The sequence below is a fragment of the Blastococcus sp. SYSU DS0828 genome, from assembly GCF_054050975.1.
Window position 1 is genome coordinate 51,280 of sequence record NZ_JBJHAK010000009.1, and the last position, 25,015, is coordinate 76,294.

26 protein-coding genes are annotated in these 25,015 nt (G+C 75.9%); 7 read left to right on the forward strand and 19 right to left on the reverse strand.

Annotated features, from left to right (window positions below; all coding sequences use genetic code 11):
* Positions 1–241: 241 nt before the first annotated feature.
* A complete protein-coding gene (gene ftsY / locus ACI79Q_RS09480; protein ID WP_456614598.1) occupies positions 242–1,462 on the reverse strand; it encodes a signal recognition particle-docking protein FtsY in 1,221 nt (406 codons plus the stop codon).
* Positions 1,463–1,546: 84 nt separating this feature from the next.
* Here ftsY and ACI79Q_RS09485 point away from each other — a divergent pair, with 84 nt between their 5' ends.
* From ACI79Q_RS09485 to ACI79Q_RS09495, 3 genes are all read left to right on the forward strand, one after another.
* Complete coding sequence (locus tag ACI79Q_RS09485) at positions 1,547–3,241, forward strand: alkaline phosphatase D family protein (protein ID WP_456614599.1); 1,695 nt, start codon at positions 1,547–1,549, stop codon at positions 3,239–3,241.
* Positions 3,238–4,041: an endonuclease/exonuclease/phosphatase family protein gene (locus tag ACI79Q_RS09490; protein ID WP_456588813.1), complete on the forward strand. Its 804-nt coding sequence runs from the start codon at positions 3,238–3,240 to the stop codon at positions 4,039–4,041. The genes ACI79Q_RS09485 and ACI79Q_RS09490 overlap by 4 nt, the downstream gene beginning before the upstream one ends.
* Before the next feature lie 90 nt (positions 4,042–4,131).
* Positions 4,132–5,193 carry a DUF2332 domain-containing protein gene (locus ACI79Q_RS09495; protein WP_456614600.1) on the forward strand — a complete coding sequence of 354 codons (1,062 nt, stop codon included), beginning with the start codon at positions 4,132–4,134 and terminating at the stop codon, positions 5,191–5,193.
* On the opposite strand, the gene smc is transcribed toward ACI79Q_RS09495, so the two are convergent.
* The 12 genes from smc to ACI79Q_RS09555 form a co-directional block, all read right to left on the reverse strand.
* Complete coding sequence (gene smc, locus ACI79Q_RS09500) at positions 5,190–8,756, reverse strand: chromosome segregation protein SMC (RefSeq protein ID WP_456614601.1); 3,567 nt, start codon at positions 8,754–8,756, stop codon at positions 5,190–5,192. The genes ACI79Q_RS09495 and smc overlap by 4 nt on opposite strands.
* A gap of 97 nt (positions 8,757–8,853) precedes the next feature.
* The gene (locus ACI79Q_RS09505; protein WP_456588816.1) at positions 8,854–9,045 is read right to left on the reverse strand and encodes a hypothetical protein; all 192 of its coding nucleotides are present in this window, start codon (positions 9,043–9,045) and stop codon (positions 8,854–8,856) included.
* Between the two features lie 148 nt (positions 9,046–9,193).
* A complete protein-coding gene (locus ACI79Q_RS09510) occupies positions 9,194–9,463 on the reverse strand; it encodes an acylphosphatase (protein WP_456613141.1) in 270 nt (89 codons plus the stop codon).
* Entirely contained in the window at positions 9,460–10,338 is an 879-nt protein-coding gene (gene mutM, locus ACI79Q_RS09515; RefSeq protein WP_456588818.1) for a bifunctional DNA-formamidopyrimidine glycosylase/DNA-(apurinic or apyrimidinic site) lyase, read from the reverse strand. The genes ACI79Q_RS09510 and mutM overlap by 4 nt, the downstream gene beginning before the upstream one ends.
* 4 nt (positions 10,339–10,342) lie before the next feature.
* On the reverse strand, positions 10,343–11,122 hold the full coding sequence (rnc, locus tag ACI79Q_RS09520; protein ID WP_456596946.1) for a ribonuclease III: 780 nt from the start codon (positions 11,120–11,122) through the stop codon (positions 10,343–10,345).
* A 20-nt stretch (positions 11,123–11,142) separates the two neighbouring features.
* On the reverse strand, positions 11,143–11,322 hold the full coding sequence (gene rpmF, locus ACI79Q_RS09525; protein WP_456561099.1) for a 50S ribosomal protein L32: 180 nt from the start codon (positions 11,320–11,322) through the stop codon (positions 11,143–11,145).
* Positions 11,323–11,324: 2 nt separating this feature from the next.
* The gene (locus ACI79Q_RS09530) at positions 11,325–11,960 is read right to left on the reverse strand and encodes a YceD family protein (RefSeq protein ID WP_456588820.1); all 636 of its coding nucleotides are present in this window, start codon (positions 11,958–11,960) and stop codon (positions 11,325–11,327) included.
* A 176-nt stretch (positions 11,961–12,136) separates the two neighbouring features.
* Entirely contained in the window at positions 12,137–12,814 is a 678-nt protein-coding gene (locus ACI79Q_RS09535) for a hypothetical protein (protein ID WP_456588821.1), read from the reverse strand.
* Positions 12,811–13,296 carry a pantetheine-phosphate adenylyltransferase gene (coaD, locus tag ACI79Q_RS09540; RefSeq protein WP_456614602.1) on the reverse strand — a complete coding sequence of 162 codons (486 nt, stop codon included), beginning with the start codon at positions 13,294–13,296 and terminating at the stop codon, positions 12,811–12,813. The genes ACI79Q_RS09535 and coaD overlap by 4 nt, the downstream gene beginning before the upstream one ends.
* Entirely contained in the window at positions 13,293–13,847 is a 555-nt protein-coding gene (rsmD, locus tag ACI79Q_RS09545; RefSeq protein WP_456614603.1) for a 16S rRNA (guanine(966)-N(2))-methyltransferase RsmD, read from the reverse strand. The genes coaD and rsmD overlap by 4 nt, the downstream gene beginning before the upstream one ends.
* 7 nt (positions 13,848–13,854) lie before the next feature.
* On the reverse strand, positions 13,855–16,059 hold the full coding sequence (recG, locus tag ACI79Q_RS09550; RefSeq protein ID WP_456588824.1) for an ATP-dependent DNA helicase RecG: 2,205 nt from the start codon (positions 16,057–16,059) through the stop codon (positions 13,855–13,857).
* A gap of 1 nt (position 16,060) precedes the next feature.
* Positions 16,061–17,668 carry a DAK2 domain-containing protein gene (locus ACI79Q_RS09555; RefSeq protein ID WP_456599873.1) on the reverse strand — a complete coding sequence of 536 codons (1,608 nt, stop codon included), beginning with the start codon at positions 17,666–17,668 and terminating at the stop codon, positions 16,061–16,063.
* Positions 17,669–17,850: 182 nt separating this feature from the next.
* On the opposite strand from ACI79Q_RS09555, the gene rpmB reads away from it, so the two are divergent.
* A complete protein-coding gene (gene rpmB / locus ACI79Q_RS09560) occupies positions 17,851–18,033 on the forward strand; it encodes a 50S ribosomal protein L28 (protein ID WP_454970731.1) in 183 nt (60 codons plus the stop codon).
* An 81-nt stretch (positions 18,034–18,114) separates the two neighbouring features.
* Here rpmB and ACI79Q_RS09565 read toward each other — a convergent pair whose 3' ends face one another.
* The 3 genes from ACI79Q_RS09565 to ACI79Q_RS09575 are packed head-to-tail and all read right to left on the reverse strand — an operon-like array spanning position 18,115 to position 20,283.
* On the reverse strand, positions 18,115–18,741 hold the full coding sequence (locus ACI79Q_RS09565) for a cytidylate kinase-like family protein (protein WP_456599872.1): 627 nt from the start codon (positions 18,739–18,741) through the stop codon (positions 18,115–18,117).
* Positions 18,729–19,259, reverse strand: a complete 531-nt coding sequence (locus tag ACI79Q_RS09570) for a GNAT family N-acetyltransferase (RefSeq protein ID WP_456614604.1) — start codon at positions 19,257–19,259, stop codon at positions 18,729–18,731. The genes ACI79Q_RS09565 and ACI79Q_RS09570 overlap by 13 nt, the downstream gene beginning before the upstream one ends.
* Positions 19,243–20,283, reverse strand: a complete 1,041-nt coding sequence (locus tag ACI79Q_RS09575; RefSeq protein WP_456614605.1) for a thiamine-phosphate kinase — start codon at positions 20,281–20,283, stop codon at positions 19,243–19,245. The genes ACI79Q_RS09570 and ACI79Q_RS09575 overlap by 17 nt, the downstream gene beginning before the upstream one ends.
* A 92-nt stretch (positions 20,284–20,375) precedes the next feature.
* Here ACI79Q_RS09575 and ACI79Q_RS09580 point away from each other — a divergent pair, with 92 nt between their 5' ends.
* Entirely contained in the window at positions 20,376–20,609 is a 234-nt protein-coding gene (locus tag ACI79Q_RS09580) for an Lrp/AsnC ligand binding domain-containing protein (RefSeq protein WP_224500414.1), read from the forward strand.
* A gap of 11 nt (positions 20,610–20,620) precedes the next feature.
* Positions 20,621–21,181 carry a DUF3515 domain-containing protein gene (locus tag ACI79Q_RS09585; RefSeq protein ID WP_456588829.1) on the forward strand — a complete coding sequence of 187 codons (561 nt, stop codon included), beginning with the start codon at positions 20,621–20,623 and terminating at the stop codon, positions 21,179–21,181.
* A 14-nt stretch (positions 21,182–21,195) separates the two neighbouring features.
* On the opposite strand, the gene ACI79Q_RS09590 is transcribed toward ACI79Q_RS09585, so the two are convergent.
* A complete protein-coding gene (locus tag ACI79Q_RS09590; protein WP_456614606.1) occupies positions 21,196–21,873 on the reverse strand; it encodes a hypothetical protein in 678 nt (225 codons plus the stop codon).
* Positions 21,870–23,006, reverse strand: coding sequence for a D-alanine--D-alanine ligase family protein (locus tag ACI79Q_RS09595; protein ID WP_456599869.1), 1,137 nt, complete (start codon positions 23,004–23,006; stop codon positions 21,870–21,872). The genes ACI79Q_RS09590 and ACI79Q_RS09595 overlap by 4 nt, the downstream gene beginning before the upstream one ends.
* Positions 23,007–23,104: 98 nt before the next feature.
* Here ACI79Q_RS09595 and ACI79Q_RS09600 point away from each other — a divergent pair, with 98 nt between their 5' ends.
* On the forward strand, positions 23,105–23,905 hold the full coding sequence (locus tag ACI79Q_RS09600; RefSeq protein ID WP_456614607.1) for a CDP-alcohol phosphatidyltransferase family protein: 801 nt from the start codon (positions 23,105–23,107) through the stop codon (positions 23,903–23,905).
* On the opposite strand, the gene ACI79Q_RS09605 is transcribed toward ACI79Q_RS09600, so the two are convergent.
* Positions 23,876–25,009 (reverse strand): cystathionine gamma-lyase, encoded by a 1,134-nt coding sequence (locus tag ACI79Q_RS09605; RefSeq protein ID WP_456614608.1) that lies wholly within the window; start codon positions 25,007–25,009, stop codon positions 23,876–23,878. The genes ACI79Q_RS09600 and ACI79Q_RS09605 overlap by 30 nt on opposite strands.
* Positions 25,010–25,015: the final 6 nt, after the last annotated feature.

Below are 25,015 nucleotides of genomic sequence, written 5' to 3' on the forward strand. Positions count from 1 at the left end.
GGGTCGTCGGCCGGGCGGCCGTATCGGTGAGCTCGCGACCTCCGTGCGAGGAGGGCGACGCGGAGTTCACCGTGCCGGGCCCGTGTTTCCGGCGACGTCGGCGCCACGTTTCGGGGTCGTGAACTCCGCAGCGCGTGTCCCGCCCCCGCGTTGCGGGCGTGTTGCGCCGACCGGACCGTGTGACCCCTCGCACCCTCAGGGCGCGCGAACGCTCCGGCTGCTCACCCCGCCGACCCCGGGGTCACCCCTCGCCGACGAGCCCCTCGGCGAACGCCCTCGGCTCGAACGGCGCCAGGTCGTCGGGGCCCTCGCCGAGCCCGATCAGCTTCACCGGGATGCCCAGCTCCTGCTGCACCCGCACGACGATGCCGCCCTTCGCGGTGCCGTCGAGCTTGGTGAGCACCACGCCGGTGACCTCGACCGCCTCGGTGAACACCCGGGCCTGCACGACGCCGTTCTGCCCCGTGGTGGCGTCGAGCACCAGCAGCACCTCGGTGACCGGCGACTGCTTCTCCACGACCCGCTTCACCTTGCCCAGCTCGTCCATGAGCCCGGACTTGGTGTGCAGCCGCCCGGCGGTGTCGACGACGACGGTGTCCACCTCGGCCTCCATGCCGGTGCGCACCGCCTCGAAGGCGACGGCGGCGGGGTCGCCGCCCTCGCGGCCGCGGACGGTGAGCACGCCCACCCGCTCGCCCCACGTCTCCAGCTGGTCGGCGGCGGCGGCCCGGAAGGTGTCGGCCGCACCGAGGACGACGCTCTTGCCGTCGCCGACGAGCACGCGCGCGAGCTTGCCGACCGTGGTCGTCTTCCCGGCGCCGTTGACCCCCACGACCAGCACCACGCCGGGCCGGCCCTCGTGCCGGGCCGTGCCGAGCGTCCGGTCGAGGTCGGGGCCCAGGACCGCGGCGAGGTTGTCGACGAGGAGCTCGCGCAGCTCGGCCCCGGAGGCGGTGGCCAGCACCATCGACTGGGTGCGCAGCCGCTCGACGATCTGGGTCGTGGCCGCGACGCCGACGTCGGCGGCGAGCAGGGTCTCCTCGATCTCCTCCCAGTCGTCCTCGGTCAGCTTCTCGCGGGCCAGCACTGTGAGCAGGCCCCGGCCCAGCGAGGACTGCGACCGAGCCAGCCGCGAGCGCAGCCGCACCAGCCGTCCCGCCGAGGGCGCCGGGGTCTCGAACACCAGCCCCGGCTCGGGCTCGGCCGGGGGCAGCTCCACGGCCGGCGGAGCCTCGGGGACCACCGCGTCGGGCTGGTCCTGGAGACCCAGTCCCGACGCGGTGGCACCGGTCGGCCGCGGCTGCTCGACCGGCGGAGCGGGGGGCCGGGGGCGGGTCAGCGTCGTGCCGCTGGCGGCGTCGTCGTCGAGCCGCGTCGTCCGCCGTCCACGGCCGACGAGCAGGCTGACACCGGCGATGAGGGCGACCAGCAGGATCGCGATCGCGATCAGCACGAATTCCATGCCCCGAGTCTTCCAGCCGCCGCCCGGCCGGCACCTCCGGGACACCGGGTGCCCGCACCCGGGGACGTAGGCCAGGCTGTCCCCATGCCGCCCTCCGTTCCCAGCGTCCCCGCCCTCGTGCTGGGCCCCCTCCTGCGGCACGTCGATCCCGTCTCCGCCACCGTCTGGGTCGAGACGGACCGGCCGTGCGAGGTCGACGTGCTGGGGCGGCGGGCCCGCACCTTCGCGGTCAGCGGCCACCACTACGCGCTGGTGCTGGTGGAGGGGCTCGCGCCCGGCAGCACCACGCCCTACGAGGTGCGGCTCGACGACGTCGTCGTCTGGCCACCGGTGGAGAGCGGCTTCCCGCCCAGCCGCATCCGCACCCCCGGGCGGCCCGGCCCCTTCCGGCTCGCGTTCGGGTCCTGCCGGTACGCCAGCGCCCGGACGGTGGAGGAGTCGGAGGGCATCCCGCCCGACGCCCTCGACCTCTACGCCCGGCAGCTCGCCGCCCGGCCGGAGGACGAGTGGCCCGACGCGCTCGTCCTGCTCGGCGACCAGGTCTACGCCGACGAGCTCACGAAGCGCACCCGCGGCTGGCTGGCCCGCCGCCGGGACCGGACGCAGCTCCGCCGGGCGCCGCGCGCGCAGGTCGCGGACTTCGAGGAGTACACGCAGCTCTACGTGGAGTCGTGGCGGGACCCGGAGGTGCGCTGGCTGCTCTCCACGATCCCGTCCTCGATGATCTTCGACGACCACGAGATGATCGACGACTGGAACAGCTCGGCCGCCTGGCGGCGGACGATGCGCGCGAAGGACTGGTGGCGCGGCCGGATCACCGGCGGCCTGATCAGCTACTGGGTCTACCAGCACCTGGGCAACCTCAGCCCGCGGGAGCTGGCCGAGAACAAGGTGTGGCGCGCGGTCCAGGACCTCACCGACGCCGCCGGGGACGCGACCGTCGACGCCGAGCCGGTCCTGCGGGAGATGGCCGTCCGCGCCGACGAGGACCCCACGAGCACGCGCTGGAGCTTCGTGCGGCACTGGGGCGACGCCCGGCTGGTCATGGTCGACAGCCGCGCCGGGCGGGTGCTGCAGGAGGACGGCCGGCGCATGCTCGACGACGACGAGTTCGACTGGGTGGAGGCGGCGATGCGGCAGGCCGCCGCCGACGAGGTGCAGCACCTGGTGATCGGGACGTCGCTGCCGTGGCTGCTCCCCCACGCCGTCGACTCGCTCGAGCGGTGGAACGCCACCCTGAACGTGCGCCACCACGGCCGGCTGCGGGGCCGGCTCGCCGAGCTGGTGCGCCAGCTGGCCGATCTCGAGCACTGGGCGGCGTTCGGGCACTCCTTCGACCGGCTCGGCCGCGCGGTGCTCTCGGTGGCCCGGGGCGAGTACGGGCCGGCGCCGGCGACCACCCTGGTGCTCTCCGGCGACGTGCACCACGCCTACTCGGCGGAGGTCGTGGCGCCGGTGGGGCTCACCTCGCGCGTGCACCAGCTCACCGTCTCGCCGCTGCACAACCAGGCACCGCACCCCATCAAGGTCGCCTTCCGGATCGGCTGGAGCCGGCGCGCCCGGCGGCTCACCGAGCGGCTGGCCCGCTGGGTCGGCGCCGAGCCCGCGGGCCTGGAGTGGGAGAAGCAGGCCGGCCCGTACTTCGGCAACCAGATCGGTGAGCTGTTCCTCGACGGCCCGGAGGCCCGCTTCGTGCTCTCCGTGAGCGAGCGGGGCTCCGCTGCCCTGAGCGAGGTCGCCGACATGCAGCTCTCCGAGCCTGAGAGGGTGGCGCGGTGACGAAGCCGGCCCCCGGTCCCGACCAGCCGCCGATCCCGGTCCGCCTGGTCACGTTCAACACCCACCACGGCGTGGGCGCCGACGCCCGCCACGACCTGCCGCGGCTGGCCACGCTGCTGGCCTCGCTCGACGCCGACGTGATCTGCCTGCAGGAGGTCGACCGCCACTTCGGGCCGCGCAGCGAGGACGTCGACCAGGCGCTGCTGCTGTCCCGGGCGCTGGACATGCAGCTCGCGTGGGGGCCGGCGATCGACGAGCAGCGACCGGGCGACCAGCCGCCCCGCCAGTACGGCAACGCCCTGCTGTCGCGGTTGCCGATCCTGATCAGCGACGTCCACCCCCTGCCCGGCAGCGGCGAGCCGCGCAGCGCGCTGCGGACCATGGTGGAGCTCGACGGCGGAGCGCTGTGGATCACCGCGACGCACCTCACCACGCGGTCGGCCGAGGAGCGGGCGGCGCAGGTGGCCGCGCTGGCCGGGCTGCACACCGACGCGATGGAGACCGGCGTCCTCGTCGGTGACTTCAACACCGCACCCGACGCCCCGGAGCTGGACGCGCTGCGGCAGCGGTTCACCGACGCCTGGCGACTGGCCCGCGCCCGCGACGACCAGGGCGCCGGGTGGCGGTTCTGGCAGGCCGACGCCGGTCACACCCATCCGGCGCGGTCGCCGCACCGCCGCATCGACCAGGTCTGGGTGTCGGCCGGGATCGCCGTCGCCGGGGCCCACGTGCTCGATGCCGAGGGCGCCTCGGACCACCTGCCGGTCGTCGTCGACCTGGAGGTCCGCTCCGGGGTCTAGGCATAGGAAGCTCTACCTACGATTCGGGCGCGGATCCGCAGGTAGAGCTTCCTATGCCCTTGGCACGCGCACCGGCGTTAGCCTCGCCGGGTGCGCGAGGTGTACCGGCGCTTCGCCGTGACCGAGGCCGCGATCTCGCCCCTGCACGCACACGTCGCCCGGGCCCTCGCCGGCTCCGACGCTGCGCTGCGTGCCCTCGGGACGCTGCCGGCGCGCAGGCGGCACCCGGCCCTGGTCCTCGCCGGGCTGCACGACCTCGCCCTCGCCGGACGCGCCCCCGCGCTCGCCGCCGCCTACGCCACCGGGGACGGCGACGCGGCTGCCGCGGCGGCGATCGACACGCTGCTGCGGAGGACCGAGGAGCTCGTGGCCCTGGCCGGGCGCCGGCGGCCGCGCACCGACGGCACCGGCGCCTGCACCGTCCTCCATCCGGCCGTCGCCGAGGCGGCGCACCGGGTGGGCACCGAGGCGGTCGGGCTGGTCGACGTCGACTGCGCGGCGGGGCTCCGGCTCGCCGTCGACCGCGTCGGCATCACCTACGGCGGCGGCCCACCGCTGGGCGACCCGGCGTCCCCCGTGCAGCTGTCCTGCTCGGTCGTCGGCGACCGGCCCGTCCCGGCCCGGCCCCTGCCCGAGGTCGTCGCCCGGATCGGCATCGACCCCGATCCGCTGGACGTGACCGACGCGGACGACGCCCGGTGGCTGCGCGCGTGCCTGCGACCGGACGACGCGGAGCGGCGCGCCCGGCTCGACGCGGAGCTGGCGCTGGCGGCGACGGCCCCACCGGAGCTGCTGCGGGGCGACGCCGTCGAGCTGCTGCCCGAGGCCGTCGCCCGGGTGCCCGCCGACGCCCTCCCCGTCGTCGTCACGGCGTGGGCGCTATCGCGCCACCCGCCCGAGAGCCGCCTGCGCTTCCTGCACCGCCTCGACGAGGTGGCCGCGCGCCGGCCGGTCGCGTGGGTGTCGGCGGAGGGCGTCGGCGTCGCACCGGGGGTGCCGACGCTCGGCGACCGGCGCGCCTCCGGCCACAGCATCCTCGGTCTGGCGCTGCTCGACGGACCGTCGCTGCGGGTGGAGGCCGTCGGCCGCTGCTGGTCGAGGGGACGCCTGCTGGCCTGGCTGGCCGGGTCCCGGGCACTCGGGAGCCGCTAGGCCGTCTCGAGCTCCCGCAGCCGCTGGCTGATGACGCCGGTGATCCCGTCGCCGCGCATGCTCACGCCGTAGAGCGCGTCGGCGATCTCCATCGTCCGCTTCTGGTGCGTGATGATGATCAGCTGCGAGGTCGACCGCAGCTGCTCCACGAGCACGAGCAGCCGGCCCAGGTTGACGTCGTCCAGCGCCGCCTCGACCTCGTCGAGCACGTAGAACGGCGACGGCCGCGCGCGGAAGATCGCCACGAGCAGCGCGACCGCCGTCAGCGACCGCTCGCCACCCGACAGCAGCGACAGCCGCTTGACCTTCTTGCCCGGTGGCCGGGCCTCCACCTCGACGCCGGTGGTCAGCATGTTCTCCGGGTCGGTGAGCACCAGCCGGCCCGAGCCCCCCGGGAACAGGGTGGCGAAGACCTGCTCGAACTCCCGCGCCACGTCGGCGAAGGCGGCGGCGAAGACGTCGTGGATGCGGCCGTCGACCTCGCGGACGACGGTGAGCAGGTCCCGGCGGGTGGTCTTGAGGTCCTCCAGCTGCGTGGCGAGGAAGGTGTGCCGCTCCTCCAGCGCCGCGAACTCCTCCAGCGCCAGCGGGTTGACCTTGCCGAGCGTGGCGAGGTCGCGCTCGGCCCGGGCCACCCGCCGCTCCTGGACGGCGCGCTCGTAGGGCACCGGTTCGGGTGCCGGCTCCCCCGCCGCCTCCGCCTCGGCCACCTGCTGCGGCGACGGCGGCACCGGCGCGGCCGGCCCGTACTCGCCGAGCAGGGTGGGCAGGTCGACGCCGAACTCCTCGGCCGCCCGGGTCTCCAGCGTCTCGATGCGGTAGCGCTGCTCGGTCCGCGCCACCTCGTCGCGGTGCACCTCGTCGGTGAGCCGGTCGAGCTCCGCGGTGGCCGCGCGCACCCGGCTGCGGACCTCCAGCAGCTCCGCCTCGGCGCCGCTGCGCGAGGACGCCAGCGCGTCGCGCTCGGCCGCGGCGCGGGCCAGGGACCGCTCCAGCGCCGTGAGGGCGGCCTCGGCGTCGGTGCGCACGGCTGCGGCGACCGCCGCGCCGCGCTGCCGTGCCGCCCGTTCGGCCGCGGCCCGCTCGCGGGCGGCCCGCTCCTGCCGGGCCTGCCGGCGCAGGGACTCGGCCCGGCCCTGCAGGGCCCGCGCCCGCTCCTCGGCGGTGCGGACGGCGAGGCGCGCCTCCGTCTCGGCCTGCCGGGCACCGGCCACCTCGGCCCGCAGCCGGTCCCGGTCCTCGGTGGGCGGCTCCTCCTCGACGGGCGCCGCCTCCGCCGCGGCCAGCTGCTCCGCCAGCCGGGTCAGCGTCTCCAGCGCCTGCTCCAGCGCCTGCTCCGCGCGCACGCGGGCGGCCAGCGAGCGCTCGGCCTCCGATGCCGCCGACCGCGCCGCGGCACCCAGCTCGGCCAGCGCCGCCGCCTCCGCAGAGCGGGTGCGGTCGGCGGTCTGGCGGGCGGCGAGCGCCTCCTCGACGGCGGCGGACCGCGCCTGCGCCTCCTGCCTCGCGGCGGCCAGCTGCTCGGCGAGCTCGGCGGCCCGGGCCGACGCGGCGGTCAGCTCGTCGCCCGCCTCGTCGACGCGGGCCCGCAGCTCCAGGTTCGACGGCGCATCGGCCTGCCCGCCCAGCGCCCAGTCGGCGCCGAGGAGGTTCCCGGTCGCGGTGACCGCGCGCACCCGGGGGTGGGTGCGGACCAGCGCGACGGCGGCGTCCAGGTCGGCGACCAGCGCCACCCGCTCCAGTGCCCGGGCCAGCGCCGGGCGCAGCGACTCGGGGGCCTGCACGGCGTCCAGCGCCCACCGGGCCCCGGCCGGCAGCTCCGGCCAGCCGTCCCGCGGGACCGGTGGCAGGCCGCCGGTCACGAGCAGCCCGGCGCGGCCGCCGTCGGTGCGGGTGAGGTGGTCCAGCGCCGCGGCGGCCTCCGCCACCCCGGCGACGACGACGGCCTCGGCCATGCCGCCCAGGGCGGCCGCCACGGCCACCTCGTCGCCGGGGGCGACGGTGAGCTGCTCGGTGACCGGGCCGACGACACCGGGCAGGCCTGCGCCGAGCACCGCGGCGGCGCCGTCGGCGGGGGTGAGCCCGAGGGCGAGCGCGTCGCGGCGCGCCTGCCAGGACGCCCGGTCCCGCTCGGCGGCGCGCTCGGCCTCGGCCAGCTCGGTCACCCGGCGCGCCGCGGCGGCGTGCGCGGCGACGGCGTCCTCGTGCGCGGCGACCAGGGCGAGGTCGGTGTCCTCCTGCTCGGCGACCTGACCCCGCCGGTCGGCCAGCCGGTCGGCGGCGGCCTCGGCGCGGTCGGTGGCCTCGCGGGCGGCGACGGTGAGCCGCTCGATCTCCGCCTCACCGGCGTGCACGCGGGAGCGCGCCGCGGCGACCTGACCGGAGAGCCGGGCCAGGCCCTCGCGGCGGTCGGCGAGCGCGCGGGCGGCGGCGACCCAGGCCTTCTCCGCCGCGGCCAGCGCCGCCTCCAGCTCCGCCCGGCCGGCCACGACTGCCGCGAGGCGCTCGCGCTCGGCCGCCAGGCCGGCCGCCAGCTCCGTCTCGGTGGCCGCGACCCGGTCGGCCTCGGCGTCCAGCTGGTCGGGGTCGCGCCCGGTCGCGGCGGAGGGGGCGGGGGCCGAGAGGTGCCGGTGCCGCTCGGCGGCCAGCTGGGCGACGCTGCGGAACCGCTCCCCCAGCGCCGAGAGCCGGTACCAGGTGTCGGAGGCCGCCTGCAGGCGAGGCGCGCTCGCCGCCAGGCCGCTCTCCAGCTCGGCCTCGCGCCGGGAGACGACGGAGAGCTCGCGCTCGACGACGGCCCGCCGCTCGCGGGCCGCGGTCTCGTCGGCCACGTCGCGGTCGAGGGCGTCGCGCAGCTGCACCAGGTCGTCGGCGAGCAGCCGGAGGCGCGCGTCGCGGAGGTCGGCCTGGACGCCGGCGGCGCGCCGGGCCACCTCGGCCTGGCGGCCCAGGGGCTTGAGCTGGCGGCGCAGCTCGGCGGTCAGGTCGGCCAGCCGGTCGAGGTTGGCCTGCATGCCGTCGAGCTTGCGGAGCGCCTTCTCCTTGCGCTTGCGGTGCTTCAGGACGCCGGCGGCCTCCTCGATGAAGGCGCGGCGGTCCTCCGGTCGGCCGGAGAGGACGGCGTCGAGCTGCCCCTGGCCGACGATGACGTGCATCTCGCGCCCGATGCCGGAGTCGCTGAGCAGCTCCTGGACGTCGAGCAGCCGCACCTTGTCGCCGTTGATCTCGTACTCGCTCTCACCGGAGCGGTACATGCGGCGGGTGATCGACACCTCGGTGTACTCGATCGGGAGAGCGCCGTCGGAGTTGTCGATCGTGAGCGTCACCTCGGCGCGGCCCAGCGCCGGCCGCCCCGCGGTTCCGGCGAAGATGACGTCCTCCATCTTGCCGCCGCGCAGGCTCTTGGCCCCCTGCTCGCCGAGGACCCAGGAGATGGCGTCCACGACGTTGGACTTGCCCGACCCGTTGGGGCCGACGACAGCCGTGATGCCGGGCTCCAGCCGCAGCGTGGTGGCGGACGCGAAGGACTTGAAGCCCTTGAGCGTCAGGCTGGAGAGGTGCACGGGACGTGGACTCTAGCCCGGTCACCGCGCGGCCGGGTGCGGCGCGAGGCCGGTGGTGCGCCTGTGACGGATCAGTTCGCGAGCTGGGAGGTCCGAGCTACGCGAGCGCGGGCTCGGCGGTGTCGCCGGTCATCGACAGCAGCTCGTGCGCGATGGCGGCGTCCCGCTGGGCGCGCAGCTCGGCGAGCTCCTGCTCCAGCCGCTGCACCCGGGCCCGCAGGGCTGCGTTCTCCTCGACCACCCGGAGCTCCGCAGGGGTGACGACCGAACCGAACAGGGCCTTGGCCATGGCTGTGACGGCCTTTCGAGAGCGAGAGGGGATGACCGGCGCCCCGGTAGACGGTCGGCGCGGGCTGGATGTTCCCAGGGTGACACCACCATCGGCGCTGGTCAACGGCGACGGGGCAGGGCCCCGTGTCGGGGGGATGTCGGCTTCGTCACGCCGTGGTGAAGCCCGACAGCCCTTCCGGCGTCGCGAAGCGGACGTCGACGTCGGTGACCCGTCCCGGGGCGTCCGGGCCGTCGAGGGCAGCGACCACGTCGCGCACGGCCTGCTCCGGCCCCTCGGCGATGACCTCGACCCGGCCGTCGGCTCGGTTGCGCGCGACCCCGGCGAGGCCTGCGTCGCGCGCCAGGCCGCGCACGAAGGCGCGGTAGCCGACGCCCTGGACGTGGCCGGAGACCAGCGCCTCGACCCGGACGGTCATGCTCGCCGCGCTCTCGGTCGGGGCTGGCAGGTGGGGCAGCTGTAGCTCGAGCGGTTCATGAAGGACTCCCGGCGGATCGGGGTGCCGCAGCGGGGGCACGGCCGGTCCTCCTGCCCGTAGACGGCCAGGAACCGGGAGAAGTAGCCGCTCTGCCCGTTGACGTCGACGTACAGGGAGTCGAACGAGGTGCCGCCCTGGGCGAGGGCCTCCCCGAGCACGTCTCGCACCCCGTCGAGGAGGTCGGCGACCTGCGCCCGGGTGAGCCGGTCGGTGGGCCGGGCGCCGTGCAGGCGGGCCCGCCACAGCGCCTCGTCGGCGTAGATGTTGCCCACCCCGCCGATGAGCGTCTGGTCGAGCAGGGCGCGCTTGACCTCCGTGCGGCGCCGGCGCAGCGCGGCGGTGAACGCGTCGACGTCGAAGGAGGGGTCGAGCGGGTCGATCGCGATGTGCGCCAGCCGCGACGGCACCCCGCCCTGCTCGGGCACGTCCTCCACCGCCAGCCCCCCGAAGGTGCGCTGGTCGACGAAGCGCAGCTCGCGCCCCCGGTCGGTGAAGGTGAAACGGGCCCGCAGGTGGGTCTCGTCGGGGGCGGACGGCTTCTCGACGAGCAGCTGGCCGCTCATGCCGAGATGCCCGACGAGCGCCTGCCCGGTCGGCGTCCCGTCGGCCTCGGCCAACGGCAGCCACAGGTACTTCCCCCGGCGGTGGGCGGCGGTGAGGGTGCGCCCGGTGATCGCCGCCACGAAGTGGTCGGCGCCCTCCAGGTGCCGGCGGACGGCCCGCGGATGGTGCACCTCGACGGTGGCCACGGTACGCCCCGCCACCCACTGCTCCAGCCCCCGGCGCACGACCTCCACCTCGGGCAGCTCGGGCACGGGGCTACTCCTCCGAGAGTGAGCGCCAGGCGGCCTCGGCGGCCTCCTGCTCGGCGGCCTTCTTGGTGCGGCCCGCGCCGGTCCCCCGCACGATGCCGGCGAGCAGCACCTCGGCCCGGAACGTCTTGGCGTGGTCGGGACCGTCGTCGTCCACCTTGTAGACGGGCGCCCCGAGCCCCTGCGCCGCCCCGAGCTCCTGCAGGCTGGTCTTCCAGTCGAGGCCGGCGCCGCGAGTGGCCGCCTCGACCAGCAACGGGTCGAACAGCCGGTGCACGACGGCGGAGGCGGTGTCCAGCCCGCAGCCCAGGTGCACCGCGCCGATGAGCGCCTCCATCGCGTCGGCGAGGATCGAGTCCTTCTCGCGGCCGCCGGTGGTCTCCTCACCCCGGCCGAGCAGCAGGTGCGGGCCGAGCCCGCCGTCGCCCAGGCGCCGGGCGACCCGGGCCAGCGACGTCATGTTGACCACCGAGGCACGCAGCTTGGCCAGCTGCCCTTCGGGGAGGTCTGGCTGGCTGCGGTACAGCTCGTCGGTGACGACGAGCCCGAGCACCGAGTCGCCCAGGAACTCAAGGCGCTCGTTGGTCGGCAGGCCACCGTTCTCGTAGGCGAACGACCGGTGGGTCAGCGCGAGCGGCAGGAGGCCACCCGGCAGCGCGACGCCGAGCGCGTCGAACAGCCAAGTGGCGGCGCGCTCGGCGTGCTCCGCACCGCCCGGAGGCGCCGCGGGGACGCGACCGTCGACGGCATCCCCGTCAGGATGCCGAGCGGCGGCCGTCGTCCCCATGGCGGTGCGGGTGTGCGAGATCAGACCGACAGGACCTGGCGGCCGTCGTACTGCCCACAGGTCGGGCAGGCCTGGTGCGGGGGCTTGAGCTCGCCGCAGGCGCGGTTCGGGCACGGCGACAGGGTCGGCGCGCTGGCCTTCCACTGCGACCGGCGCATGCGGGTGTTGGCACGCGACATCTTCCGCTTCGGAACGGCCACGATCAGTTCTCCTCTGGGGTGGTGGATTCGCCGGGGGTGCCCGGCGAGGAAGCAGTGGTGCCGAACTTCGCCGCGAGGCCCGCCCAGCGGGCGTCGACGACCTCGTGGGCGTGATCGGCGGGGAGATCGTCCAGGCGCTGGCCGCAGTCGACGCACAAGCCGGAGCAGTCCTCGGTGCAGACCGGGGCCAGCGGGAGGCTCAGGACGACGACGTCGCGGGCGAGCGGCTCCAGGTCGAGGAAGTCGCCCTCGATCCGGCGCACCTCGTCCTCCTCGCTCGTCGCCTCCGTGGTGCTGCCCGCGTAGGCGTACAGCTCCTGGACGTCGAGGCGGAGGACGTCCTCGATCGGCTCCAGGCAGCGCGCGCAGGAGCCCGCGACCGGGACCGAGAACTCGCCGGTGACCAGCACGCCCTCCATGACCGACTCCAGACGCAGGTGCAGGTGGACGTCGGCGGCCTCGGGCACGCCGAGCAGCTCGACCCGCCAGTCACCGGGGGCCGGCGCGGTCCGATCCAGCTCCTGCATCGACCCCGCCCGCCGGCCCAGCTCCCGGAGGTCGACCTTCCAGGGGTTGGCGGCGGGACGCCGGTCCTCGTGAGGCACGGCGCCGGAGCGGTTCGGCGAAGCAGCAGGCATGTCGGTACTCGCGGTCGGGAGCGGGAGGGGTGGACGGCCGGGCGTGAAGCCGACGGCCGGACCAGGGATCGAGACTACCCGATCCCCGCCACCGACCGGGGCCAGGGACCGGAACGGCCGCCGTCCAGGGACCCGCCCCGAGCGTGCGAGGGGTGGGGAGGACGGTGGTCCTTCACCTACTCCCGGAGGGTGCTGCGAGCCTTGTCCACCGAGCGCAGCATCCGCTCCAGCGTCACCCCGAACTCGGCCAGCCTGCTGTCGACGTACTCGTCGACCTCCGCCCGCATCCGCGCGGCCTCGGCGTGCGACTGCTCGCCGAGCTCGTCGGCGCGGGTGACCGCGGAACGGTAGACCTCGGTCTCGGTGATGAGCCGCTCGTGCTCGGCGTGCGCCTCGGCGATGAGGGCGGCCCGGTGCTGCTGGCCCTCGGCGACCAGCGCCTCGGCCTCGGCCTCCGCCTCCAGCAGGATCTGCTCGGCGTCGGTCTGGGCCTGGGCCAGCAGCTCGTCGCGCTGCCGCCGGGCCGTGCCGACGATCTCGTCGCGCTGCCGCTTGGCCTGGGCGAGGAGCTGCTCGCTGTCCGCGCGGGTCCGGCCGGTGAGCCGCTCGGCCTCGGCCTGCGCCTGCTGCAGGATCTCGGTGCGCTGCTCGACGATCGCACCGGCGGCCTGCACGTCCTCGGGGAGCGACTCGCGCAGGTCGTCGAGCAGGTCGAGCACGTGGTCGCGCGGCACCATGCAGGAGCTCGACATGGGCACGCTTCGGGCGTTCTCGATGACCGTGGTCAGCTCGTCCACGGTCTCGTAGAGGCGGTAGACGACCTCGGTGGTGTGGCCGCGCCCGGGCCGGGTCACGAGCGCCCCTCCCGGGCCCGCTCGCGCAGCCGGTCGTCGACGGCCTTGGGCACCAGCCGGGAGACGTCGCCGCCGAAGGTCGCGATCTGCTTGACCAGGCTGGAGGAGAGGTGGCCGACCTGCGGGGCCGTCGGCACGAACAGCGTCTCGACGGCGGCGAGCTCCCGGTTCATCTGCGCCATCTGCAGCTCGTACTCGAAGTCGCTCACCGCGCGCAGACCCTTCACGATGACCGGGATGTCGTGCGCGCGGCAGTAGTCGACCAGGAGGCCCTGGAAGCTGTCCACCCGCACGTTGGGCAGGTCGGCGACGGCCTTCCGGAGCAGCTCCATGCGCTCCTCGACCGAGAACAGCCCCGCCTTGCCGGGGTTGACCAGCACGGCCACGACCAGTTCGTCGTAGAGCCCGGCGGCCCGGTTGATGACGTCGACGTGCCCGTTGGTGACCGGGTCGAAGGAACCTGGGCAGACGGCACGCCTCACGGACGCCGACCGTACCGGAGCACGGCCTCGCCGTAGCGTCGCTCGCGCAGACCTTCCAGGGGTGTCGGCCACTCCCACTCCTGTTCCCGGCTGGACCGCTCGACCACGACCACGCCTCCGGGGGCCAGCCACTCCCCCGCCACCAGGGCGCTGAGCACCTCGCGGACCTCCTCGGCCGGCGTGGCGTAGGGCGGGTCGGCGAGCACGACGTCGAAGGCCTGCGGGGCCGGGCCGGTGACGACGGCGGGGACCGAGCCCGCCACCACCCGCCCGCCGGGCAGGCCGACGGCGGCGAGGTTGGCCCGCAGCACGGGGAGCACCTTCGGGCCCGACTCGACGAACACCACGGTGGCCGCGCCGCGGGAGAGCGCCTCCAGGCCCAGCGCGCCGGAGCCGGCGTACAGGTCCAGCACCGCGGCCCCGTCGAGGTCGACCAGCGTGCCGAGGGAGTTGAACAGGGCGCCGCGGGCCTTGTCCCCGGTCGGGCGGACCCCCGCCGGCGGCACCTGCAGGCGCCGGCCCCCGGCGAGCCCGGCGATCAGCCTCGTCACTCCCGCCTCACGCCTTCTCCAGCCACTCGGCGCGCTCGTCGCTGGCGAGGGCTGCGACCTCGGCGGCGAGCCCGGGGTGGTCGGCCAGCCCCCGCTCGGTGGACAGCAGGGTGGTCGCCTCGGCCCGCGCCTCGGCGATGAGCTCCTCGTCCTCCAGGAGCGAGAGGAGCTTGATGCCCGACCGCCGGCCGGACTGGGCAGCGCCGAGGACGTCGCCCTCCCGCCGGGTCTCGAGGTCGAGCCGGGCCAGCTCGAAGCCGTCGGAGGTCGACGCGACCGCCGCCAGCCGCTGCCCGGTCGGCGACGCCGACGGCGCCTCGGTCACCAGCAGGCACAGCCCGGCGTGCTGTCCCCGGGCCACCCGGCCGCGCAGCTGGTGCAGCTGGCTGACGCCGAACCGGTCGGCGTCCATCACCACCATGACGGTGGCGTTCGGCACGTCGACGCCGACCTCGACGACGGTGGTGGCCACGAGCACGTCGATCTCCCCCGCGGCGAAGTCGCGCATGACGCCGTCCTTCTCCTCGGGGGTCATCCGCCCGTGCAGGACGGCGAGGCGCAGCCCGGCCAGCGGGCCGGCGCGCAGGGCGTCGGCGACGTCGAGGACGGCCAGCGGGGGCCGGCGGTCGCTGCGGCCGTCCTCGTCGGGCGGTGCGCCGTCGGCGTCCTCGGGCTCCTCGTCGGCGCCGGCCTTGTCCTCCTCGACGTCCCCGATGCGGGGGCACACCACGTAGGCCTGCCGGCCCGCGGCGACCTCCTCGCGGAGCCGCTCCCACGCCCGGTCGAGCCAGCCGGGCTTCTCCACGACCGGGACGACGGAGCTGGCGACACCCCCGCGACCGCTGGGCAGCTGCCGGAGGGTGGAGGTCTCCAGGTCCCCGTAGACGGTCATCGCCACGGTTCGCGGGATCGGCGTGGCGGTCATGACGAGCACGTGCGGGGGCCGGCTCCCCTTGGCCCGGAGGGCGTCCCGCTGCTCCACGCCGAAGCGGTGCTGCTCGTCGACGACGACCAGCCCGAGGTCGGCGAACTCGACGCCCTCCTGCAGCAGGGCGTGGGTGCCGACGACGATGCCGGCCCGCCCTTCGGCGACCTCGGCGCGGGCCTCGCGGCGGGCGGCGGCCTTGAGCGAGCCGGTGAGCAGGGTGACGCGGGTGCCGGCGGGGTCGCCGTCGAGCTCGCCGGCGCGGCCCAGCGGCCCGAGCAGGGCGCGGATGCCGCGGGCGTGCTGGGCGGCGAGCACCTCCGTCGGTGCGAGCAGCGCGGCCTGGCCGCCGGCGTCGACGACCTGGGCCATCGCCCGCAGGGCGACCACGGTCTTGCCCGACCCGACCTCCCCCTGCAGCAGCCGGTGCATGGGCTGGTCGCGGTCCAGCTCGGCGGCCAGCTCCTCGCCCACCTCCCGCTGCCCCTCGGTCAGCGCGAACGGGAGCGCCGCGTCGACGGCGTCGAGCAGGCCGCCGGGCCGGCGGGGCCGCGCGGTGCCCGGCTCCAGGGCGGCGGCCCGGCGGCGGGCGGCCAGCGTGAGCTGGAGGGTGAGCGCCTCGTCCCACTTCAGCCGGCGCTCGGCGCGCTCGACGTCCCGGCTGGTGGTGGGGCGGTGGATGTCGAGCAGGGCCGCGGGCAGGGACAGCAACCCGTGCCGGGTGCGGATCTCCTCGGGGAGCGGGTCGGTGACCAGGTCGGCGAGGTTGCCCGCGCCGCCGAGCAGCAACTTCACCGACTTCTGGATGACCCAGCTGGAGACGTCCTTGCTCGCCGGGTAGATCGGCACGAGCTCGCGCGCCCAGTCGTCGTCGTCATCGTCGCCGCTGAGCAGGTGCATGTCGGGGTGCGTGAACTGCAGCTTGCCCTGGTAGCTGCCGACCGTGCCGGCGAACATGCCCCAGACGCCGGGCGCCAGGCGGGCGTGCTTGTGGCTGAAGAAGACCAGCTTCATGGTGCTGGCGCCGTCGCCGACGGTGACCTCGGTGATCGTGCCGCGGCGCTGCCGCATGGGCCGGGTGCTCACGGTCTTCACCTGGGCGAGCACCGTCACCCGGTCGCCCGGCTGCAGGTCGTCCAGCCGGGCCATCTCCCCGCGCCGCGCGTAGCGGCGGGGGTAGTGCCGCAGCAGGTGGCGGACCGTGTGCAGGCCCAGCTGCTCGGCCATGCCGGTGGCGGTCTTGGGTCCCAGCACCCGCGCCAGCGGGGTCTCCAGGGTCACCGCCACGTCACTCGACCCCGATCTGCAGCGGGATCGAGCTGGGGCCCCCGCCGTAGCGGACCACCTCGACGGTGGGGTGCACCGTCGCGAGGTGATGGCAGACCGAGTCGCCGAGCGCCTCGTCGGGGCCGACGACCAGGGTGGCCATCTCGCCGCCCGCCGAGAGCAGCCGGTCGAGCAGGTCGCAGGCGACGGCGGCGAGCTCCGCGCCGATCACGACGACGTCCCCCTCGGCGGAGCCGAGCACGTCGCCCGGCCGGCAGCGGCCGGCGGAGGTGAGCGCCTCCTGGTCGGCGACGGTGAGCTCGGCCCAGCGGGTGGCCGCCGCGGCCTCGGCCATGGTGATGACGTCGTCACCGAACCGCTGCTGCGGATCGGCGACCGCCACCGCGGCCAGGCCCTGCACCGGGGAGCGCGTGGGCACGACGCCGACCTCCCGCCCGGCCTCCCGCGCCCGGGTGGCCGCCCGGGCGGCGAGCGCGTGCAGGCCGGCGTCGTTCGGGAGCACCACCACCTCCTGGGCGGCGGCGGCGACGATCTCCTCGTACAGGTCGTCCTCGGTGACCCCACCGGCGTCGCAGACGACGACGCGGACGCCCTCGGCGCGGAAGAGCTCGGCCAGGCCGTCGCTGTGCACCGCCGCGACGGCCGCGCGCAGGCCGGGCACCGGCGCGGCCGGGGGCACCGGCGCCAGCGGGGTGACCGTGATGCGGTGCGGCCGGCCGGCCTCGATGCCCGCCTCGATGGCGGCACCGACGTCGGAGACGTGCACGTGGACGTTCCACTCGCGGCCGGTCGGCGTGTCCACGCCGACGACGACGAGGCTGTCGCCGAGCTCGGCGAGGCGCTCGTGCAGCCGGGCGACCGCCGTCTCGTCGGCGTCGGCGAGGAGGTACTGCACCTCGCTGCCCGGGCCGGGCGGCGGCTGGTGCGGGGCGTGCTCGACGCCGTGCCGGTGGGGCCGGCGCCCGTCGCGGCGGGCCAGCGCCGGGCGGACCGGCTGCACGCCGGTGACGGTGCGCACGAGGGCGTCCAGGACGATCGACAGACCAGCTCCCCCGGCGTCGACGACGCCCGCCTCGCGCAGCGCGGCGAGCTGGCCGGGGGTCCCCTCCAGGGCGCGCCGCGCACCGTCGGCCGCGGCCAGGACGACGTCCGCCAGCGCCGCGCGCCCCTCGTCGACGGCCGCCACGGCCGCCTCCCCGGCGGCCCGGGCCACGGTGAGGAAGGTGCCCTCCTCGGGGTCGGCGACGGCCGTGTAGGCGCTCTCGGCGGCCTTGTGCAGCGCGGCGGCGAAGGCCGGGCCGTCGGCCGGTGGCTCGCCGGCGAGCTGGTCGGCCAGCCCACGCAGCAGCTGGGCGAGGATGGTGCCGGAGTTGCCGCGGGCGGACAGGACCGCGCCACGGGCCACGACCGCCCAGCCGGACTCCCCCGGGGTCGCCGCGTCCAGCGCCGCGCGGGCACCCTCGGCGGTGTGCAGGAGGTTCGTGCCGGTGTCCCCGTCGGGCACGGGGAAGACGTTGAGGTCGTCGAGCCGCCCCCGGGAGTCGGACAGCGCCTCGACCGCGGCCCGGCACCACTGACCGACCGCGGCGTCGTCCAGCGCCGTCAGCACGGGAGCAGGCTACCCACCGGTGCCGACACGGCCCGGCCTCGTGCGCGGCGGGCCCCCGTCCGGAGGGTGCCGCGACATCACCTCCGCGGAGCGGTTAGACTGCTGGACGGTCTTGATGCGGGTGCTGCCTTGCCCCGCCGTCTGTGAACGATTCTTTCTGGGAGTGATCCACCGTGGCTGCCGTGTGCGATGTGTGTGGCAAGGGCCCCGGTTTCGGTATGTCGGTGTCGCACTCGCACCGCCGCACGCCGCGCCGTTGGAACCCGAACATCCAGTCCGTGCGGGCGCTGATCGCCCCCGGCAACCGTCGCCGGATCAACGCGTGCACCTCGTGCATCCGCGCCGGCAAGGTCGCCCGCGCCTGACGCCGGGCCCCCGCGGGGGCTCGTGAACCACCACCGAGGAGCCCCGGAGGTCGTCGACCTCCGGGGCTCCTCGCGTGCGCCTCAGCGCCCGATGCCGCGTCCCCGCGCCGCGGTCACCACCAGATCCACGACGGTGCCAAGCGGGAGCTCGGTGCTGTCCACGACCAGGTGGTAGTGGCCGGCCGCGGCCGGGTCGCAGCGGTAGAAGTGCCGCACGTACGCCTCCCGCGCCCGGTCGTTCCCGGCCATCTCGCGCGCCACCTCCTCGCGGGGCCGCCCCGACCGCGCGACCGCCGCGGCCAGCCGCCGGTCCCGCGGCCCGTCGAGCCGGACGTGCAGCGCGTCGGTCCGGTCCCGCAGCACCATCGCCGCGGCGCGGCCGAGCACCACCCCGCCGCCACCCGCCGCGATCTCGGCGAGCACCCGCTCGGTCTGCTCCCGGTAGGCCCGCGCGTCGGGCAGCGGCGCCCCGGGCACGACCCCGCCCACCGGGTCGGGCATCGTCCCCAGCGAGGCGACCAACCGCCAGAGCCCGCGCACGACCGTCTCGTCGTTGGCCTCGGCCTCCTCCACCGGCACCCCCAGCCGTCCGGCCACCTGGGCGGGGATCGCCCGGTCGTGGAACGGCAGGCCCAGCTGCGCGGCCACGGCAGGCCCGACCTCCGCTCCCGCGGCGCCGTAGGGCGCCGAGATGGTCACGATGCCCACGTCGCCTCCTCCCCGCTCCCGGGGAGCGGCAGGTCCTTGCCGAGGAACACGGCCTCCGGCGAGCAGGCGTAGACCCCGTACCCCTGGACGGGGTCGTAGCCCAGCTCCCGGTACAGCGCGACCGCCTCCGGCTGCCGCTGGCCCGTGTTGAGCACCACCGACCGGTGGCCGGCTCGGGCGGCGGTGGCCTCCAGCTCCGCCATGAGCACCTGCGCGAGCCCGCGGCGGCGGAACGCGGGCGCCACGTAGACCCGCTTGATCTCCACACCGCCCGGCGGGTAGACGCGCCACGCTCCGCACCCCGCCGCCGCGCCGCCCACCTCGGCCACGAGGAAGAGCCCGGCCGGCGGCAGGAACTCGGCGGGGTCGACGACGGCCTCGTCCCGGCCGCCGTACCGGCGCACGTACTCCTGCTGGACGGCCTCGACCAGCTCCTGCGCCACGGGGTCGTCGTAGGGCACCGGCCGCATCCGGGCCACCGATCCGTCCCGCAGCACCCGCTCAGCCGAAGTGCACATGCCCCGCCCGCTCCGCTCCCAGGGCCGCCAGCAGGTCCGCGGCGGCCACCCCGTCCACCCGCACCCCCGGCCGTGGCTTGCCCGGGCGCACGACGCCGATCGCCGTCCACCCCGGCGGGAGCGCCACCTTCCGCGGGAACGTGGCCACCAGCGCGTGGTCCTCCCCACCGGTGAGCACCCACACCAGCGGGTCCACGCCCAGCGCCGACCCCACCTGCTGCAGCGGCCCCACGGGCTCCAGGCACGCCTCCGCGAGGGCGCCGCGGTCCAGGTCCATGACGACGCCGCTCGCCTCGGCCAGGTGCCCGGCGTCGGCCAGCAGCCCGTCGCTCACGTCGCACATCGCGGTGGCGCCGGCGTCGGCCGCCACCGGACCCGACACGTACGGCGGGGTCGGGCGGCGGTGCGCGTGCACGACGGCCAGCGGGCTGGTGAACCCCCGGCGCAGCACCGCGAGGCCGGCCGCCGACCACCCCAGCCGCCCGGCCAGCGCCACCACGTCGCCGGGACGGGCGCCAGAGCGCAGCACCGGCGCCCGTCCCCCGAGGTCGCCCAGCGCGGTCACCGACACGACGATGCCGGCGCTGTCGGGGGCGGACGCCACCGTGTCCCCGCCCACGACGGCGGCCCCCGAGCCCGCGCACTCCTCCGCCAGGCCGGTGGCGAGCCCCTCCAGCCAGCTGGTGGGGGTGTCCGGCGGGCAGGCCAGCCCGACCACCAGCGCCGTCGTCCGGGCGCCCATCGCGGCGACGTCGGCCAGGTTGGCCGCGGCCGCTTTGTGCCCGACGTCCTCAGCCGAGGACCAGTCCCGCCGGAAGTGCCGGCCCTCCACGAGGACGTCGGTTGTCACCACGACGCGCTGGTCGGGCGTGCGCAGCACCGCGGCGTCGTCGCCGGGGCCGACGTCGGCCGCCGGGGCGGTGCCGGACCGGGCCAGCACGCGGGAGATCACGCCGAACTCCCCGACGACCCGCACGGTGTCGGCCGGATCACCGCGCGGGACCAGGGGACGGGGTCGGCTCATCGATGCTCTCCAGTCACTGCGGTAGGTTGCCGACGAGTCCGCCAGCCGGCGGGGACGACGTCTCGGCACTGTTGCCGGAGGAAGGATCTCCCGTGGTCCACGCCTACATCCTCATCCAGACCGAAGTCGGCAAGGCCGCCCAGGTCGCCTCGACGATCAGCGAGATCAGCGGCGTCACGAAGGCCGAGGACGTCACCGGCCCGTACGACGTCATCGTGCGCGCCGAGGCGGACACCGTCGACGAGCTCGGTCGGCTGGTGGTCGCCCGGGTGCAGTCGGTCGACGGGATCACCCGGACGCTGACCTGCCCGGTCGTCAACATCTGAGCGCTCGCCCCGTGGACCCGCTGCGCCGGGCCGCGATCCTGATCACGGCGATCACGCTGCCGGTGGTGATCGCGCTCGTCGTGCTGGTCAACGTGCGCGGCGAGGAGCCGGCCTCCGCACCGGAGGGCCCGGCCGAGATCGAGGGCGCCGCCCCGGTCCGTCCCGAGGACCTCCCGGTGCTCGAGGTGGACACACCGGAGATCACCCCCGAGGCCGAGGCGCACTGCCCCGCGCTGATGGAGAACCTGCCGCTGGAGCTGGCCGGGGAGCCGTCGCGCCGGGTGCGGTCCGAGAGCCCCTTCGTCTACGCCTGGGGCGAACCGGCTGCAGTGCTCACCTGCGGCGTCCAGCGGCCGGAGGGGTGGACCGTCGGCGCGTCGGCCATCCAGATCAACGGTGTCCAGTGGCACGTCGACACCAGCGACCCCGACGCCACGGTCTGGACGGCGGTGGACCGCCCGGTCTACGTCGAGATGCGGCTGCCCGCCGGCGTCGACAGCGCACCGGTCACGGCGCTGACCGTGCCGCTGGCCGAGGCGCTCCCCTACCAGGAGCCGACACCCGGCCCCTGAGCCCGCAGGAGCGCTCACCCGGGCGGCAGCAGGTCCAGCTGCGTCTCCAGCACGGCGCCGACCTCCCGCACCGCATCGGGGACCGATCCGGCCACGGCGGTCACCGACACGCTGAAGACGCCGTGCCAGCACCACGCGAAGGCCGCCGGGTCGACCAACCCCGCCGCCGGCACGGGCGCGTCCACGGTGAGCAGCCGGCAGTTGGCGGGCAGCTCGGGTGGGTCGACGCTGAGGACGCCCCCGTACAGCTCGGCGTCGTTGCGCGCCAGATTCTCGGCGTAGGCCCGGGCACCGGCCCGCTGCTCGAACTGGTCGACGAACACGCCGGTCATCGGGCCGGACTCCCGGCCCCAGAAGCGCTCCCACCCGTACCGGTAGCCGTAGCTCTCCAGCACCGCGAGTTCGCGCTCCGGGTCGGGCGCGTAACCGGCGACGTCTTCCAGCCGCTTGGGTCCGGCCGGTGGCTCCAGCTCCTCGTCGCGCAGGCGCGGCAGCCCCGAGGGCACCTCCCGGACGATGAGCTCCTCGAGCTCCGCCGGGGAGGACGGCCGGTCCGACGGCGGCCCGGCGGTGGCGACGCCGTCGACCGTGCGCCCGCACCCGCTCAGCAGCGCGGCGGCGACCACGACCGCGGGGACGACCCCGGACCGGGTGGCGGCCGCGTTCCGCGGAGCCGGCCGCCCCGCGGTCACCGGCCCGGCCGCGCACCGCCGGCGAGCGCCCCGCTCACCAGGCGGTCCACCAGGTCGGCGAAGTCCACGCCGGTGGCCGCCCACATGCGGGCGAACATCGAGATCGGGGTGAACCCCGGCATCGTGTTGACCTCGTTGATCACCAGGCGGTCCGCGCCGTCGGGGCCGGTGCCGAGGAAGAAGTCGACCCGGGCCAGCCCGCGGCAGTCCAGGGCGAGGTAGGCGCGGCGCGCGGCGGCCTGCACCGCGGCGAGCTGCTCCGGGGTGAGGTCGGCCGGGATGTCGAACTCCGCGGCGTCGTCGAGGTACTTGGCCGCGAAGTCGTACCAGTCGACGCCCGGCCGCAGCCGGATCTCGGCGGGCAGGCTCGCCTCGGGCAGCCCCGAGCCGCGGGCGGCGAGGACGCCGCACTCGATCTCCCGACCGGGGACGGCCGCCTCCACGATCACCTTCGGGTCCACCGCGGCGGCCGCCGCGACGGCCGCCGGGAACTGCGCCCAGTCGGTGACCTTGCTGATGCCGATGCTGGACCCGGCACGGGCCGGCTTCACGAAGACCGGCAGGCCGAGGCGCTCCCGCCCGGCCTCGTCGAGCACCGCCGGGTCGGCGCAGACCGCGCCGTGCTCGTCGCGCAGGACGACGTGTTCGCCCTGCGGCAGGCCGGCCGCGGCCAGGAGCTTCTTGGTGAACTCCTTGTCCATGGAGGCGGCGCTGGCGAACACCCCCGAGCCCACGTAGGGCAGCCCGGTCATCTCCAGCAGCCCCTGGACCGTGCCGTCCTCGCCGAAGGCGCCGTGCAGGACCGGGAAGACGACGTCGACCTCGGTGAGCGCCCTGCCGACCGCCGCACCGGGCTCCAGGACGGCCAGCCCGCGCGCCTCCGGGTCACCGACCAGCGAGACCGCCGTGCCGCCGGTGACCTCGGGCAGCGCGCCGTCGGTGAGGGCGAGCTGCTGGCCGGCGTCGGGGAGCACCCAGCGCCCGTCCTTGGCGATGCCGACGGGGACGACCTCGTAGCGGTCCGGGTCGAGCGCGGCCATCACGCTGCCGGCGGAGATGCAGGAGATGGCGTGCTCCTCGCTGCGCCCCCCGAAGACGACGGCCACACGCACCTTGCCCTGCTGTCCGCTCATTGCCGCGACCCTAACCGAGGCCGCGTTCCGGGCCCCGCCGCGTCGTCGGTGCACGGCTCGGCCCGCCGGGTCGAGCGTGGTGTGGCAGCCTCGTCGCCGTGCACGACGACCCAGCCCACCAGACCGCACCCGGGGCGGTGCGCACCAGCGACGGGACCGGGCACTCCCGGCGCCTGCGCCTGGCCGGCGCGGCGGTGCACCTGTACACCGCCAGCGGCTCGGTGCTCGGGCTGCTCATCGTCCTGGCCGCCTTCGACGGCGCCGTGGAGACCGCCCTGTGGCTGATCCTCGCGACGCTGTTCATCGACGGCACGGACGGGATGCTGGCCCGGCGCACCCGGGTCAAGCAGACGATCCCCTGGTTCGACGGCGCCCGGATGGACGACATCGTCGACTACCTGACGTACGTCTTCGCACCCGTCGTGCTGCTCTGGACGACCGACCGGCTGCCCGGCGGCGCCCTCGGCTGGGTCCTGGCCGCGCTACCGCTGCTCGCCTCCTGCTACCAGTTCTGCCGGACCGACGCGAAGACCGAGGACCACTACTTCCTCGGCTTCCCCAGCTACTGGAACGTGGTCGCGTTCTACGCGATCATCCTGAACGTCGGCACCACCGGTGTCGGCATCGCGCTCGCGGTCCTGACGGTGCTGGTCTTCGTGCCGGTCAAGTACGTCTACCCGTCCCGCACCAAGCTGCTCCGGGGGCTGAACCTGGGGCTGGCGACGGTCTGGCTGGTCGCCTCCGCGGTGCTGGTCGTCCAGTACCCCGACCCGCACCCGCTGGTGGTCGCGCTGAGCATGGCCTACCTCGCCTACTACTTCGGGGTCAGCATCTGGCTCACCGTCGCGGGCAACCGCCGCCGGTCGTCGTCAGCCGAGGGCGTCGAGCGCGTGGGATAGGTCGGCGACCAGGTCGGCGGGGTCCTCGATCCCGCAGGACAGCCGCACGAAGCCCGCGGGGACCGCGTCCCCGCCCCACTGCGCGCGCCGGTCGATCGTGCTGTGGACGCCGCCGAAGCTCGTCGCCGCGGCCCACAGCCGGCTCTCCGCCAGCAGCCGGGCGACCGCGGTCTCGTCGGCCAGCTCCGCGGACACCACGCCGTTCGGGCGCAGCATCTGGCGCGCGGCCAGCGCGAACGACGGGTCGCCCTCGCGCCACGGCCAGCGCAGGTTCGTGACGGCCGGGTGCCCCGCCAGCAGCTCGGCGACCGCCGCCGCGTTCGCCGCCTGACGGGCCAGCCGGAGGTCCAGGGTGCTCATCGACCGGTGCCCGAGCCAGGCCTCGAACGGCCCCGGCGTGCTGCCGGTGCGGTCGCGGAAGCCCTTCACGGCCGCGTACAGCTCCTCGTCGGTCACGGTCACGTGCCCGAGCAGCACGTCGCTGTGGCCGGTGAGCGCCTTGGTGTCGCTGCCCACGGTGAGGTCGGCCCCCAGCGCCAGGGGACGCTGACCCAGCGGGGTGGCGGTGGTGTTGTCGACCGCGACCAGCGCGCCCGCGGCGTGGGCGGCCGCGGCCACGGCGGCGATGTCGCAGACGTCCAGCTGCGGGTTGCTCGGCGTCTCCAGCAGCACCATCCGGGCGCCCGCGAGCCCCCCGTCGGCGGCGACGCGCCCGATCTCCGGCGTGGGCACGTACTGCACCTCGATGCCGAAGCGGGCGAGCTCCTCGGCGGCCAGCAGGCGGGTCGTGTAGTACCCGTCCGACGGCAGCACGACTCGGTCACCGCTGCGGGTGGGGGCCAGCACGGCGGCGGTCAGCGCCGCCATCCCGGTGGCGAAGGACAGGCAGCGCCCGCCGTCGAGCTCCCCGACGGCGGACTCGAAGTGCCGGAGCGTCGGGTGCTCGGTCCGCGCGTAGGCGTCGTTCCCGCCCGCACGCGGGGGCTGGTCACCGAGGTGGAAGGGGGCGGCGAACACCGGCGAGGGCCGCATCGGCTCGCCCGGCGCCGCGGGCCCCTCCCCCCCGCGTACCGACCTGGTCCCGTCGCCCCATCCGCTGTCCACGTCCGC